9 protein-coding genes and 1 pseudogene are annotated in these 16682 nt (G+C 34.8%); 8 read left to right on the forward strand and 2 right to left on the reverse strand.

Going from position 1 to position 16682, the window contains the following annotated elements; genetic code table 11:
* Positions 1-30 precede the first annotated feature (30 nt).
* The 3 genes and pseudogenes from BC008_RS40335 to BC008_RS40345 form a co-directional block, all read left to right on the forward strand.
* Positions 31-2814 (forward strand): annotated as a pseudogene (locus BC008_RS40335) (two-partner secretion domain-containing protein); the annotation flags it as partial.
* Positions 2815-2977: 163 nt separating this feature from the next.
* Positions 2978-5749, forward strand: coding sequence for a two-partner secretion domain-containing protein (locus tag BC008_RS40340; RefSeq protein ID WP_058184600.1), 2772 nt, complete (start codon positions 2978-2980; stop codon positions 5747-5749).
* Between the two features lie 20 nt (positions 5750-5769).
* A complete protein-coding gene (locus BC008_RS40345; RefSeq protein ID WP_027845722.1) occupies positions 5770-8487 on the forward strand; it encodes a CHAT domain-containing protein in 2718 nt (905 codons plus the stop codon).
* Positions 8488-8620: 133 nt separating this feature from the next.
* Here the strand turns inward: BC008_RS40345 and BC008_RS40350 are convergent, their stop codons facing one another.
* A complete protein-coding gene (locus BC008_RS40350) occupies positions 8621-9427 on the reverse strand; it encodes a DUF928 domain-containing protein (RefSeq protein WP_036267494.1) in 807 nt (268 codons plus the stop codon).
* A 218-nt stretch (positions 9428-9645) separates the two neighbouring features.
* Positions 9646-11055: a serine/threonine-protein kinase gene (locus tag BC008_RS40355; protein WP_027845721.1), complete on the reverse strand. Its 1410-nt coding sequence runs from the start codon at positions 11053-11055 to the stop codon at positions 9646-9648.
* A gap of 1047 nt (positions 11056-12102) precedes the next feature.
* Here BC008_RS40355 and BC008_RS40360 point away from each other — a divergent pair.
* The 5 genes from BC008_RS40360 to BC008_RS40370 all read left to right on the forward strand — a co-directional run bounded on the left by BC008_RS40360 (position 12103) and on the right by BC008_RS40370 (position 16675).
* A complete protein-coding gene (locus tag BC008_RS40360) occupies positions 12103-13263 on the forward strand; it encodes a phosphotransferase family protein (protein WP_027845720.1) in 1161 nt (386 codons plus the stop codon).
* 23 nt (positions 13264-13286) lie between these two features.
* Entirely contained in the window at positions 13287-14435 is a 1149-nt protein-coding gene (locus BC008_RS40365; protein ID WP_027845719.1) for a T3SS effector HopA1 family protein, read from the forward strand.
* Positions 14436-14847: 412 nt separating this feature from the next.
* Entirely contained in the window at positions 14848-15021 is a 174-nt protein-coding gene (locus tag BC008_RS50925; protein WP_201026226.1) for a hypothetical protein, read from the forward strand.
* Between the two features lie 145 nt (positions 15022-15166).
* Positions 15167-15340, forward strand: coding sequence for a hypothetical protein (locus BC008_RS50930; RefSeq protein ID WP_201026226.1), 174 nt, complete (start codon positions 15167-15169; stop codon positions 15338-15340).
* Between the two features lie 225 nt (positions 15341-15565).
* On the forward strand, positions 15566-16675 hold the full coding sequence (locus tag BC008_RS40370; RefSeq protein WP_058184603.1) for a phosphotransferase family protein: 1110 nt from the start codon (positions 15566-15568) through the stop codon (positions 16673-16675).
* Positions 16676-16682 lie beyond the last annotated feature (7 nt).

Raw genomic sequence — 16682 nt, forward strand, 5'->3', positions numbered from 1 at the left:
AAAGGTGGAGTTTGAGATGGTAGAGCTAACTTATTTTTTATTAATCCTGGTGGAATCGTATTTGGTCAAAATTCCAGTTTGGATCTAGGAGGTTCTTTTGTTGGGAGTACTGCAAATAGTTTTGTCTTTGATGATGAGTTTAAATTTAGTGCAACCAATCCACAAACTCCACCTTTATTAAAGATAAATGTTCCCACAGGGTTACAGTTTGCAGGTAATCCAGGAAGAATTGAGAGTAAGTCAACTGCACCTGCTGGAGTGAATTTATTGGGAAGACCTGTTTTTGGTTTACGAGTACCTGATGGTAAGAGTTTGCTACTGGTGGGTGGAGATATTGCGATTAATGGTGGTGGAGAAAGATTCAGAGCAGGTTTACACGCTCGAGGGGGACGACTGGAATTAGCAGCAGTCGGAAGTGATGCAAAGGTAGGGCTGAGTGTAGATGGTAATAATTTGAGTTTAAGTTTTCCCGATGATATTGCGCGAACTGATATCTACCTGGACAATCGCACTGATATAAATGCACGAGCTGGAGCAGGCGGAAGTATTGCCGTTAATACCCGTAATTTGAATCTTACTCAAGGAAGTGTAATAGTAACTGGAATATCTTCAAAATCAAGTTCTTTCGATAGTAAAGCGGGAGATATTCAGATCGATACCACAGGAATAATAAGTCTAAAAAATATAAGTTTTATTTCTAACTCTATCAATGGTGGTACTGGTGATGCTGGTGATATAAATATAAAAACTCACTCCCTCTTTCTGGATAATAACTCTTTCATTGCTAGTAGTAATCGTCGAGGTAATGGGAATGCTGGTAATTTAATAGTTACTGCTGATAATACAGTTTCTGTAAGAGGTGGTTCTTTTCTAGCCAGCAACACTTTTGAACAGGGAAATGCAGGAAATATCAGTATTAATGTCCGTAATTTAGTTTTATTTGATGGTGTGAGTGGTCCTGAAAGATTATTTACTAGCAGTGGCATATATAGTAATGTCCAACGTAGAGCCCAAGGTAATAGTGGAGAAGTAAATATTACAGCTAAATCGGTTAGTTTTACCAATGGTGCTGGAATATTTACCAATATTTTTGGGTTAGGAAATGCAGGTAATATCAACATTAATGCCCAAAATAGAGTTTCCTTTGATGGAGTGGGTCCCAGTGGAAGAAGAAGTGGTGCGTTCAGCGATATTATGGAGGAAAAATCTGAGGGACGGGGTGCAGATATCAACATTATCACGGGATCGCTTTTTTTAAAAAATGGCGCTCTGCTAAGCACAAATACAGAGGGAAAGGGAGATGCAGGTAACGTAAATATAAAGGCTCGCGATACGGTTTCCTTGAATGCTGGTAGTATTTTCAGCGATGTAGAACAGGGTGCTAAAGGTCAAGGGGGAGATATAAATATCACAAGTGGGTCGCTTTTCGTCACAGATGGTGCTCAACTGATTGCAGCAACGAGAGGACAAGGAGATGCAGGAAGAGTGAATATAAACTCTCGCGATACCGCCGTTTTTGATGGTATTGGGAGCGATGGATTTTCCAGTGGAGCATTCAGCGCAGTGGGAGAAAGTGCGACGGGACACGGTAGTGGTATCAACATCAACACCAACATCCTTTCTGTTACTAATGGTGCTGTGCTTAACGCGAGTACTGCAGGAGAGGGTAAAGCAGGTAGTATTACTGTTAATTCTAAAACCTTGGAAGTCAAAAATAATGGACGACTTCGCACCACCACATCAAGTAATTTTGACGCAGGTGACATCACACTCAACGTTAAAGAGAAAATTAATGTATCAGGGACTGAGTCTGGTATATTCGCTAACACTACTATCAACTCTAACGGCAAAGGCGGAAGTATTATCATCGATCCCCAAAACGTAACCATCCGAGATGGTGCTAAAATCTCTGTAGATAGTCAAGGAGAAGGTATTAGTGGTGATATCCAACTCGTTGCAGGTTTACTCACTTTAGATAAAGGCACAATATCTGCTGAGACTCGCAGTAACACAGGTGGCAATATTACACTTAAACTTAAAGACTTATTATTACTACGTAATAGTAGTCAAATATCAAGTACCGCAGGAAATCAACAGTTTGGTGGTGACGGTGGTAATATAAATATTGATACTCCCTTTATAGTTGCATCTCCCCAAGGAAATAATGATATTACTGCTAATGCTTTCAGTGGTAGAGGTGGAAATATTAATATAGCGACTCAAGGAATTTTCGGTTTATCTCCACGGAGCAGAGAAGAGTTACAAAGTTTATTAAACACGAATAATCCTGCAGATTTAGATCCCGGGAACTTACCTAGCAGTGACGTTACCGCTATTTCTCAACAAAACCCCTCCTTAAGCGGTCAGATATCTATCAATAATCTTTTTGAATCCTCACGGGGAACAGAAGAATTACCTACAGATGTGGTTGATGCAGCAAGTTTAATTAATCGAAATATTTGTATTGCTTCAGGTCAAAGAAGTCAGTTTTTTATTACTGGAAAGGGTGGTTTACCTCCTTCTCCTTATAATCTTTTCGATCCCAATTCGACTTGGGAAGATTGGAGCGTTACGAAAGAAAGAGAAATATCTAAACCAAAACCTAAAACTAAACCAACGCAAACAAAAAATCAGTTATCGAAGCCAATTGAACAGAACAAAAATGAACAACTTAATCCAATAGTACAAGCTCAAGATTGGGTATTGGATGGTAATGGTAATGTAGTTCTAACTTCCAAGCCAGTTAAGGTTACTCAACAAGGTACTTGGTTACATCAAGAAGATTGTCTCCGTTTAGGAAAGAAGAAATCATAAAATATGCGATCGCATTTCCCTTCCTTATTGTTTTTCCTTGAGATCCCAAAATCCAAATCTATCTATATTTTGTAGAATAAAATTCCTAACAGAATGTTTACTGACGGTTAAAACTATAGTAATAAAAATCTTAGTCCTGTCCTAAATCTTGTAATTCAGAAAAATGTTGGGACAACCTTTGGTTGTGRTRAATTATTCCATCTTTTACAAAGTGATTCGTTTATCAGCAATAGTTTCACTTCAGTTTTTGCTGTTTTTTTTGGATGGATTTTGGCAAGGCTCGGCAAATGCTCAAATTACCCCAGATGCAAGTTTAGGAACTGAAGCTTCAAAAGTTACTCCCAATGTTGAAATTAAAGGTTCACCTGCTGAAAGAATTGATGGTGGTGCAACTAGGGGAATAAACCTATTTCATAGTTTTTCCGAATTTAATGTTGGAGAATCCCAAAGAGTTTATTTTAATAATCCTGCAGGTATTGAGAATATTTTAACCAGAGTCACAGGGGGAAAAGTATCTAATATTTTAGGAACCTTGGGTGTAGATGGTAGAGCTAATTTATTTTTTATTAATCCTGGTGGAATCGTATTTGGTCAAAATTCCAGTTTGGATCTAGGAGGTTCTTTTGTTGGGAGTACTGCAAATAGTTTTGTCTTTGATGATAAGTTTAAATTTAGTGCAACCAATCCACAGACTCCACCTTTATTAAAGATAAATGTTCCCACAGGGTTACAATTTGGGAAAAATTCCCAAGATATTCGTGTTGATGGTATTAGCGGTGGGCGTAGTAGCATACAAGGTTTGGGATTAAGAGTATCTCCAGGCAATACTCTGGCTCTGATTGGTGGGAATATAAATATAGAAGGTGTTTTTTTAAATGCACCAGAAGGACAAATTGAATTGGGTAGCGTTGCTGGAATTGGTCAAGTCAATTTAAAACCCATCAATCGAAATTGGATTTTAGATTATGATAATTTTCAAAATTTTGGCAATATTAATATTTCGAGAAGCTTGGTAGACATTGCTGCAGTAAAGGAGAATAGGCTTAATAATCCAAACGAAGATACTGCCATTTCGTTCCGAGCCGCAAAATTAGATATAGGTAGAACCTCTGTTATTAGAGCTAATAATGGTACTGATGCGCCAGGTGCAGATATCAACATTGATGTCAGACAATTGATAGTGCGAGAAGGGGCAAATATATCAACACTAACTAGAGACACTGGAAATGCAGGAAATTTGATTGTAAATGCAACTGAGTCTGTGAAATTGACTGGTACTACCCCTAGAGGTTTTTTTAAATCTTCATTGAATACCCAAACTGATGCTGCAGGTAAAGGGGGTAACTTGATTATCAACACTGCTTCTCTGGAAGTTAGCAATGGTGCTTTAATCACTTCTACTACTAAAGGTACTGGTGATGCTGGTGATATAACTATTAACGCCACTAATTTTGTCAAATTTGGTGGAGAAGGAGATTTATTGACTGGAGCATTCAGTCAAGTTAATCCCCTAGCAAGAGGTAATGGGGGTGGTATATCTATAACAACTCCAGTTCTTGAGGTTGACAAAAATGGCCAAATTTCTACCAGTACTTTTGGATCAGGAAACGCAGGTAGCGTCAGAATAAATGCCACCGGTCGGGTTAAATTTGATGGCGGAGGAGATTTTTTGAGTGGGGTATTCAGCCAAGTTGCTCCTGGGGCAATTGCTAATGCAGGCAGTGTATTTATTAACACTAATGCTTTTGAGATGGATAACAACGCCGCAATTTCTACTAGTACTTTGGGATTAGGAAATTCGGGGACTATAATAATTTCTGCAAACACTTTTAAAGCTACTAATTCTAGTCAAATTGCCAATTTTACAACAAATAAATTTACAGCAGGCAATATCGCCATCACAGCGAGAGATAGCATTATCCTTTCTGGTTCTCAAACTGGAATATTTGCGAACACAACTCCGAATTCCATTGGCGGAGGTGGCGGCATTATAATTGATTCAGGAACTACAACAATCCGAGATAATGCAACAGTTGCTGTTGATAGCCAAGGAGAAGGTATTGGTGGTGATATTCAGTTAGGGGCAGATTTTCTTACTCTAGACAAGGGCATAATCTCCGCAGAAACTCGTAGTAGTACGGGTGGTAGTATTACTCTAAAAATCAAAGATTTGTTGTTACTGCGCAATAATAGTAAGATTTCCACTACAGCAGGAAACCAACAGTTTGGTGGTGATGGCGGTAACATAAATATTGATACTCCCTTCATTGTTGCATCTCCCCAAGAGAATAACGACATTACTGCTAATGCTTTTAGTGGTAGAGGTGGGAAAATTAATGTGACTACTCAAGGAATTTTTGGTTTATCTCCACGCAGTAGAGAAGAGTTAGAGAATTTATTAAACACAAATAATCCCGCAAACTTAGATCCTAATAACTTATCTAGCAGTGATATTACCGCCATTTCCCAACAAAACCCTTCCTTAAGTGGTCAAATATCTATTAATAATATTGTTGAACCTTCACAGGGAACGGAAGAATTTCCCACAGATGTGATTGATGCAACGGGATTAATTAATCGAAATATTTGCATTGCTGCGCGTCAAGGGAGTGAATTTGTCATTACTGGGAAGGGTGGTTTACCTCCTTCTCCTTATAATATTTTTTCTCCCAATTCAACTTGGGAAGATTGGAGTATTACGCAAGAAACAAATATATCTAAACCCAAACCTAAAACTAAACCAATACAAACAAAAAATCAGTTATCTAAGCCAATTGAACAGAACAAATATGAATCACCTAATCCAATAGTGGAAGCTCAAGATTGGGTATTGGATGGAAATGGTAATGTAGTTTTAACTTCTCAACCAGTTAAGGTTACTCAAGAAGGTACTTGGTTACGTCAAGAGGATTGTCAGCGTTTAAGGATCAATTAATAATCAACAGTAGTAAGTTCATGAAAGGTTCGATCAAATTTATATCGATCGCAATTTTAAGCTTAATATTTAGTCTTAATATCCTAACAGTGTTTCCTGCGATCGCTTCCCGGTGGAGATATGCACCTATTGCACAACAACCCATTCGTATTGAAGATAAGGTAATACCCTCATCATCAATAGAAATGGGTAAGAGATATTATGATAATGGGCAGTTTACAGCAGCAATTGAAGTGTTGCAGCAAGCTGCACAAATTTATCAATTAAATGGCGATTCAGTAAAACAGGCTCAGGTATTAAGTTTTATTTCCTTATCTGAGCAAAAGTTGGGTAATTATGAACAAGCTGAAGCTGCGATCAAGACTAGTTTGTCATTACTAGAAAATTTACCACCAGAGACAAGAATAAACAAGGTTTGGGCTCAAGTATTGAATGCTAAAGGACATTTACAGTTAGCAAAAGGTAACGCTACAGCAGCTGTAAAAAGTTGGCAAGATGGAGAAGTCTTATATAGAAAATCTGGGTATGAAGCAGGTATAATTGGGAGCAAAATTAATCAAGTTCAAGCTTTACAAAGCTTAGGTCTTTACCGGCAAGCATACAACATTCTAGCTGAAACAGAACAACAAATCCAGGCGCAAGCAGATTCTCGCCTAAAGTTAGTAGGTTTGAATAATATTAGTAATATTCTCAGACAAAGAGGTAATTTAGAACGTTCTCAAATGCTTCTAGAAGAATGTTTAGGAGTAATAAAAAAATTAGGCCCAACAAAAGAACTTTCCCAACAAGAAAGTCAAATATTATTAAACTTGGGAAATACTAATTTAGCTTTAGGGAGGAGAGCACAAGATATAAAAGATGAACAAAATGCTGAAAGATATAATCGATATGCTTTAAATTTATATCAACAAGTAGCTACAACTACAAGGTCTCCAATTACAAAAATTCAAGCACAATTGAATCAGTTAAGTTTATTAATCGATAGCGGACAATTAAAAAAAGTTCAATCTTTAGTATCATCAATATCTGAAGATATCAGTAAATTATCTCCTAGTAGAACATCTATCTACGCCCGCGTAAATTTTGCAGAAAGTTTGATTAAATTAAATAATTTAAGTAAAAATATATATCACAATAAAGATATTATTAGAATCTTAAATACTGCTGTTACTCAAGCCAAATCATTAAACGATTCACGGGCAGAGTCCTATGCTTTGGGTACTATTGGTAAGTTATATGAAAATGGTAAAGATTGGTCAAATGCAATAGCAAGTACTCAATCAGCCTTACTAATTGCTCAAGGAGTTAATGCAGCGGATATTGCATACCAATGGGAATGGCAAATAGGGAGAATTCTAAGAAATCAAAATACTCAAAATCAAAATACTCAAAATCAAAATACTCAAAATCAGGCTGAGGCAATTAATTACTATAGTCAAGCTTTAGAACATCTTAATGCATTACGTAGCGATTTGGTTGCGATGAGTCCGGAAGTTCAATTTTCTTTCCGGGATAGTGTAGAACCTGTATATAGACAATTAGTTGATTTGTTATTGCTTTCACCTCAACCTAGTAAAGATAATTTAATGAAAGCACGCAATGTTATTGAAAACTTACAATTAGCAGAATTGGATAACTTTTTTAGAGACGCCTGTGCTAAACCTGTTGCAGTAAATATTGATAACTTAGATGTTAATGCAGCAGTTATTTATCCAATTATTTTACAAAATCGCTTGGAAGTAATAGTAAAATTACCAGGTAATGACAACCTAGTTCACTTTACAAATCAAAATGTTTCTACTTCTCAAGTCGATGAAGTTGTAAAAAAATTACAACAGTTACTCAGGAGAAGGAGTACGAGTACAGGGAAAATAAAAGTGTCATCCAAACAACTCTACGACTGGTTAATAAAACCATTTGAGGCAGAATTAGAAAAAGGTAGAGATAGGGATAAGAGTCAAATCAAGACTTTAGTATTTATCCTTGATGGTTCCTTACAAAATATTCCTATATCTATCCTCCATGATGGAGAAAAATATCTTATAGAAAGATATGCAGTTGCTGTCACTCCTGGTTTACAACTACTATCACCAAAACCTTTATTAAGGGAAAAAATTAACGCTTTAATTGCTGGAGCAAATAACGCTCCAAGTTTTGAAAAAGAGAAATTAAGACCTTTAGAAAATGTCAAGCTTGAGTTATCGGAGCTTAGCAAACAAGTAAGCAAAAGTCACAAGTTAGAAAATAAAAATTTTCTCAAAGAAGAAATTCAAAAACAAATTAATTCAACTCCTTTCAATGTTGTTCATATCGCCACCCACGGACAATTTAGTTCTAATCCAGAACAAACTTTTGTTTTAGATTGGAACAAACGTATTAATATTAAAGATTGGGATCAACTATTACAACTTAAAGACTTTAAAACAGAAACTCCTGTAGAATTATTAGTACTTAGTGCTTGTGAAACAGCTACAGGAGATAAACGTGCTGCTTTAGGTTTAGCTGGGGTTGCTATTCGTGCAGGTGCTAGAAGTACTTTGGCTACTCTTTGGCAAGTTAATGATGCTTCAACGGCAGAATTTATGATCCAGTTTTACAAAAAATTTAATAATTCAAAGATTACTAAAGCAGAAGCTCTACGAAATGCTCAACTTGCTTTTTTAAAAAATTACCCCGACACAGATTATAACCGTCCTTATCATTGGGCACCATTTATTTTAGTAGGTAATTGGCTTTGATTTCAGTTATCAGTTATCAGTTATCAGTCATTCATTACCCATTACTGTGCGCTGTCGCGCCCCGCTCCGCTAACATTACTCATTACCCATTACCTATTACCTATTACCTATTACCTATTATCAAAGATAAATTTTAGTTTTCTATGATCGATTCTTGGGAAATTTCTTCTAACCCAACTTCTGGTTGACTTAACAATTGAATCCAAATTTTCTTTAAATTCGCATCCTGGGATTTTTTGATTCTCTGCTGTGCAATCTCCGTTAAAGTATTAAACCAAACACCATATTTCGCATAAACTTTAATTTTTTCTACAGGAGTTTTTGCATTACTTAAATCCATAGTCATTTCAGAGGATGGATTAACCCTTTTCACAACTCCAGTTAATGAAACAGTAGTTGGTGCTTCAATTGATACTTCCGTCATCGGACAATTAATATCAATGTACCAACGATATTTACTACCAATTTCTAATCCTGGGGCTATAGGTGGTAAGCTGATACTAAAAACACCCGATTTAGTTGGTAATTTAAAACTAGTTCTGAATACTTCATTATCTCCATTTTGCAAAGAAAATTCACCTGAAAGTGGTTCTTTACGATCATAGGGTGTGTACATCCAAAATGTAGGACGCTTATCTATAGTTAGTTGTAAATTGCGACTACCTACCATAATAGTTAATGGTGGGCGATCTTGACTCTCAAAGCATTTACCTCTACTTCCCGTTCCTTCCGGTGCAGAAGGATTACCTCCTCTCTTTGGTGGAGGCTTTTTCTGTGCAGGAATAAATCGAATTTTTGTTTCTTGGGAATTACTCAGAACTAAATTGTGAGACTCCGCGAAAACTTCTCTAGAACAGCTAACTAGAGTCATTATTACTATGGTTACAAAGAATGTAGTCTTAAGTTTAAATAATAGAAAATTTTCCGTATCTTGTTGCATTTATTCCACCTCCTACAAATTATTCTTATTGCATTTACATACTTTGGCAATAGAGAATAATTTGACACTCTATAATTTTGGAATAACTACAAATTGGATAATCTATATTACTGATTTTTATATGATTATTTTGTAGAAAAAATCGTAAGAAATATATTTCGGTTATTCGATAAACCTATCTTTTGTTGACAAAGATATTTCAAGTAATTTAATTTGAATTAATTGACTACGGTTATTAAATCTCTTATAAATTTATTTGCACTTTTAAAATCAGGTATTTCTCTAGAAATAATTTCTACAAATTGATATGGTTTTAAATTAGTATTTTCATGCAATACATCTTCTACAATCAAACTTGAAATCGGTCCTATGTAATGAGCTAATTTTTCTTGACAAGATTGAATAAATTTTGGGTTTAACAAAATATGTTTTAGGCGATTGACATTTTTTGGTTGAGAGGATGAAGAATGTAGTTTTTTAGGAACATTAGATTTTTGAGATTGAGAGTTGTTTTCTCTAAAATTATAATTAGAAGTATAACTAGAATTTTCTCTACCTCTAACTTGAGATGTTAAAGGAGATATAGAAAATGTTTCAATAATTGTTGGTGCTAATTCGCTTGAATATTTTAATGTTTCTCCAGAACATAAATCAGGTCTAGATAATTCTTCCTTTGTTTTAGAATATGTACAATCATAGCTTGTTTCTAATGCTTGACAATTATTCAATTTTTTGAAATCTGAATTAGGTAGGGTAACTACAAAACTTTCTAAATCCACAAGTAATTGTTCACATGTTTGATATCTATTTGTATATACATCAGCCAACATCCGCTCTAATATACTAGCAAAACCTTTACTAACATTAGTATATAAATGCCACTTCCACTCAAAAGTGTATCTGTCCATAAGTAAAGATGGATCTTTTCCTGTAAGTAAAACAATTGCTGTCACCCCCAATGCATAAATATCACTGCAAGGGAAACATAAACCTAAACTAATTTGCTCCCGAGGTGCATATCCCAACTTACCAACAAGAGACATCTTTCCGACAAAATTTGTGGGTTGATAACTCTCTAGATTTTTAATATTAGCTATTTGCTTACCAACTCCAAAATCAATCAAAACAGGTAAATTTTTACCCTGTGGTAACATGATATTATCAGGAGATATATCTCGATGAATAATATTGTTTTTATGAACGTATTGTAAAACAGGTAGAAGATTATTTAACCACTGAATAACTTCTTGCTCTGTAAAAGTTTTTCCTTGTTTTTGACGTTCTTGTAATAATGTGGAATAAGCTTTGCCGTTAACAAATTCTTGTACTAAGAATAATCGATCATCTGCTTCAAAACAAGCAAGAAAACGGGGAATTTGTATATGTTCAAATTGGTAAAGGATTTTTGCTTCCCTTTTGAAAAGACTACGGCATTTTTCCAATTCATTGTATCCCGTTCCTGTAGGTGCAAACTCTTTTAAAACACAAGCTTCATTAAATCGACGAGTATCTAAAGCTAAATAAGTTCTTCCCAATCCTCCTTGTCCCAAAAGAGATTGGATGATGTAGCGATTATCAATGACGGTTCCTGATAGAATTTCTGTTTTTAATGGTAAAACTTGAGACATAAAAATCATACTCCACTGATACTTGATTTTTTCTCCCTGTCTCCTGCATGTCTTACTTCCACTATTGGTTTTTAGATTTGCATCTTTCAGCAATAAATAGAATTCAAGATTTTGATCTACCTACATTGTTTTCAAAAAATTACTTGCGTAATTCCTGAAGTAATTAAGCAGACATATTATCAGTAGATAGGTGGAGATAAAGCAAATAATTTTTTTTGGAAAGTAAAGGTTCTTTTTGCTTTCGCAATAACAGATGAATTAAGTGTACTCAAGCTTTATCCTCAGTAGTTGAGGATATTTAGGAACTATCAGAATTATTTCAGGTAGGGAATTCAGGTTAATTCAGATTAATTCAGGTTAATTCAGGATACCTTATCATATGACCTAATTTAAGGTGTCAGTATCAAGATTAAGGCTTGCTGGAATAACAACTAATACCAAACAGTAGTAACCAAAAGTTGATGTCTAAAATAAAAGTAATTTGAATAGTGTTAGATTCTAGGATTTTCAATTTTGCTTCATATAATAGCCATTAATAAATAACAGCATAAACTAGATATACCGTGATATTTATAGTTTTAACTAATTTTGTGGGACATAAAAGTTTTATTTTCAAATATAAATAATCGGGTAATTTGAATTTAAAATTATTCTGCTTATATCATTGAAGAGATAAATCATAACTCTACTGGAAACCATTAACTAATTTATATCCAATAGCTATCCTACAGTTAGTTCATATAAGTACTACACATGTTTCTTTAGCTCTGATCTTTTACCAGTCAAAAGTTTTGGGACATAAAAGTTTTATATTTGACTGTTAATAATTCGATGATTTGCAGTTAAAAATATCTTGCACATATATTATTAAATCATGGATATATCATTTCACTACCTATTAATATAGTCTGTACAAAAGCCATTCATCAATTTAAATTATGAGCATTACTATTACTTATACTGTTTGTAGTTGTCTGTATTATTAAATTTTCATTATTACATCTTCAAGATTTTGTATTGATACATATATTTCTACTTTGATAAATTATGATATTTCGATTAAACTCTCATAATGTTTTTGATTATTTAGTTGCTCGTGATTTATGCAATCCATCAGAGCAAGCTCTTAGTAAGATTGAGCCACTTGAAGCCAAAAACTTTAACTTGTTGCTGACTTTCTCAGATGGTTATAAACTGCTAGTAAAACAAGAGAGACACGATCAAGAAGGGAAAACAGCTGGTGAGTTTTTGAGTGAGTGGAGAATTCAAGAATTCTTACAGGAATTTCCAGAACTTGGTAATCTTCGTCCTTTAGTATCGGAAATCCTTCATTTTGACGCAGAAAATTCCATCATTATTTTCAGATATCTAGATGATTATCGAGATTTAATGGATTTCTACACTAAGGAAAATACTTACCCTACAGAAGTCGCTGCTGCAATTGGTACTCTCCTAGGAAGCATTCACCGTCATACATTTAATCGCCAAGAGTATCAAGATTTCTTTTGTACGGGATCTGAACCTCTAAGCAGTAACCGAATACCTCAGTGGATTAATAATTTAGAACGCATAGGTCCAGAAATTTTTGGTTTGGTATCTGCTGACGGTCTGAAATTCTTTGCCCTTTATCAACGATACAATAGTTTAGGGCAGGCGATCGCTCAATTAGGTAATGCTTTTACTCCCTGTTCTCTAACCCACAATGACCTAAAACTAAATAATATTCTTCTGCACAAAGATTGGGAGCATGAAAGTAACAGCATTGTCAGGCTAATTGATTGGGAGCGCTGTACTTGGGGAGACCCTGCTTTTGATTTAGGAACAGTTATCAGCAGCTATGTGCAAATCTGGCTAAATAGCTTGGTTATCAGTAAGTCTCTGAGTATTGAAGAATCTCTGCGTTTAGCCATGACTCCTTTGGAACAGATTCAGCCTTCCATTGCTGCGCTAGCCAAAGCTTATTTTCACACTTTTCCAGAAATTTTAGAACATCGTCCTGATTATTTATGGCGAGTGACACAATTTGCAGGTTTTGCCTTGATTCAACGGATTGAAGCAACAATCGATTACCAAAAATCTTTTGGGAATAGCGGAATAGTAATGCTTCAGGTTGCCAAGACATTGTTGTGTCGTCCAGAACAATCCATACTGACAATTTTTGGCATTACTGCTAATGAACTAATTCACCTGAGTCTTTCTGCTGCTTGAGATATTTAGTCGAGACAAAAGTTATGATACAAGTAATTAATTATACACATGATCAACCGTCGGATGTCGTAACTAAGCAATTACTAGAAGTTTTACAAGATATTGTTAACAAGGTTAAAATCCACTCCGACTTCTCTATTCGCCATCCAGATTACAAACCATTAGAAATTCCGACTGAGGTTGTTGAACGCTTTCATAAACTGCCTGAAGATATACAGCAAAAATATCTGAGTCTAAACCTGCAAAGTTTTTTATATGGTATTTACTACAATGGTTCAATGCGAACTGCCCTCGCACCAGAAAAAGATCGCAATGCTCCTCCATTAGACCTAGAAAATAATACCATCTTGGGAATAGACGTAGAGTTTTATCAGCGATTACACAAAAACAATACTGGAGAAGGCTACTTCGATCCTGGTTGGTCTATTTTGAGAGAGGAGAGTGACGGTAGTTTGGTTGTGACTAAGGGAGGGCTGAAGTTGTATATTGAGCACAACAAGCATCTCCCAATATCTGAAAAATCTCCCGTGGTGGGAAATTTGGTCGCTATCCGCATGCCTAAGAATCAGGTGCAAAACGGCTTTTATCGAGCTGTTGGCAATCTAGGATTTCATCGACTCGACTATTCAGACTCTTCAGTACTTGTGCGAGTCTACTTCAATTTGACTCCTGAAGGTGCAGTTGTAGTAATGGGGAGTCTAACCCGGCGACTGAACGAAATTGAAATTCCTTTTAGCTTTAAGGTTTTATATAATCCCAAAGACTACGAACGGCAAGATTCGGGGGTGCTGTACTTTGACAAGAGTGATTATGAAGTTGTCGAGGAAGTTTTAAAGACTATTTATGCAGAACACCGATTCCATTTTCAGACAGAAACTCCTCTATTTACCAAGCAACTAGCACCAGGTGTGGGATTAGCAGAAGAACCAAACTTCCAATTTGCAGAGCAGGAAAGTTTTGGCACTAATCGGTGTCAAATCATCGCAAATGGGTTATTAGAAGCTTGGTATCAAGGAGATAACTCATCACAGGGGCGAATGAAAACTATACTTCAGCAATTTTCTACCCTAGGGATTGATGTGCAGTGCGTTCATCTCAATGCCAAATCTAAAGATATTTATAAGTGTTTAGATATCAGTAGTAGTAAGACCTTAAATGAAAGGAAAGTTTAAGGGGAAAAGAGTTCGCATCAGGAGATTTAATCAACCGTAAAATGATTTAATAGTTTTTGTTTTTTAGCCCAATAATATTCTTGGGCTATTTTATTATGATTTTTGTTTCGATTTAATACTCAAGACTTTATGTGGACATAATTATTTTACTTTATTCCCTAAACTTTAAAGTATACAAGTCATTGGCATGCTTTTAATTGATTTTTTATTATCTAATAATAAGATGGAAATAAACTATGTATTGAAAAGCTTTTGGAGGGGATTTAATAGTGACAAAAATATTGATAATTTGACATTTATATTACTAACAAAAGTATAGACATCTCCAATAAAAATTATTATGATTAAATCAGGAATTAAAAATTAGTAATTAATTCTATTCAAAACACACATAACTTGGAGAAAAAATAACATGGCTAATATCAAAGTAAAAGAAATTCAACCTGCTGGAATTGAATTGTTTGGCGATTCTGAAAGTTTTATGAATGAATTGAGCGGTAACGAGCTTAATAACGTAATAGGTGGTAGGACTAACACTCATGCATATACCTGTACGGGTGCAAGGACTTGCGCAAAAACTAAGTAATTGCTTAAACATCGTAACAAGGAAATCTAATAATTCATTAATTTTATAAATTATCCTTGTTAAAAATTGAATTGAGAATGGGATTTTAATATTTTAATTATACTATTCATCCCATTCATTACACATCAATTGGAGAAAAAATAACATGGCTAATATCAAAGTAAAAGAAATTCAACCTGCTGGAATTGAATTGTTTGGCGATTCTGAAAGTTTTATGAATGAATTGAGCGGTAACGAGCTTAATAACGTAATAGGTGGTAGGACTAACACTCATGCATATACCTGTACGGGTGCAAGGACTTGCGCAAAAACTAAGTAATTGCTTAAACATCGTAACAAGGAAATCTAATAATTCATTAATTTTATAAATTATCCTTGTTAAAAATTGAACGGAGAATGGGATTTTAATACTTAAATATTGTTATTAGTCCCATTTATCATCATGAATAAATCCTAGAAATCAATCTTAATAATGATAATAAAATTAAGCTCTAATAATGTATTACAGTACTTAATTAACTCTAATATATGCAAGGAACAGGATATGGGATTGTGTCAAATTCATCCCAAACCGAATAATAATTTTATTTTTATAATTATTGATTTACCAAGTGGTAGCCAGCTAATTATTAAGCAAGAGTATTATCATCTAAATAATGACATTGCTAATCGGATAAAGCGAGAGTTGAAGATTCATAGCTTTTTGAATTCTTCTTCAAATTTAGAATTCACTTCTTCATTGAATCTAGAAATACTCCATGTCGATCTACAAAATTCGATTTTGGTGTATAAATGTTCAAACTATATGAGTTTAGCAAATTATTACCAAAAAAATAATTTTTTCCCAATAGCAATAGCCAAATTAGTTGGTATTAGTTTAGGAACTCTACATAGTGAAACTTTTGCTTCTCGTAATTGCTGTGATTTTATGAATGAAGTTATTGAGGGCAAGCTAAGGTATCAGTTTCCTTATCCTAGTCACCTACTAGATAAACTTAACTTTGAGGCTTCAATCCGGGATTTACCTCCACCAGGCTTTCCATTTATGGCTCTTTATCAACGCTTTGCAAACTTAAGAACAGCAATTACAGAGTTAGTAGCCAATCGTCAGCACTATTGTCTGACACACAATAATTCTCAATTAGACAATATTCTAATTCCTATACATTGGGAAGAATTGTTATCTCAAGCTGAGGTACATAATGAGAAGAGCTTGAGAATAATTAATTGGGAGAATTGTAGTTGGGGCGATCCCGCCTTTGACTTAGGTAAAATTGTTGCCAGTTATTTGCTATTGTGGCTGAATAGCTTCATTATTCATCCTGCTATTGAATTGAATCAATCCCTCCAGTTAGCGACAGTACCTCTAGAAGTTATTCAACCTTCAATTCTTGCTTTAACTAGAGCATATATTAGTATCTTCCCGAAAATCCTGGAAACAAATCTGAATTTCTTGTCTCAAATTATCCGCTTTACTGGTCTTGCCCTGATATACGAAATCATATCAAAACTCCAGTCTTTCAAAAGTTTTGATGATCGCTGTGTGTGCATACTTCAATTGGCAAAAAGACTCCTGTGTAGACCTGAAGAATCATTTCAATCTGTTTTTGGAATAACGCAGTTAGAATTGGTTGAACAATTAAAAAATATTTAGCCAATAA

The sequence above is a fragment of the Mastigocoleus testarum BC008 genome (assembly GCF_001456025.1).
Taxonomy (GTDB): Bacteria; Cyanobacteriota; Cyanobacteriia; order Cyanobacteriales; family Nostocaceae; genus Mastigocoleus; species Mastigocoleus testarum.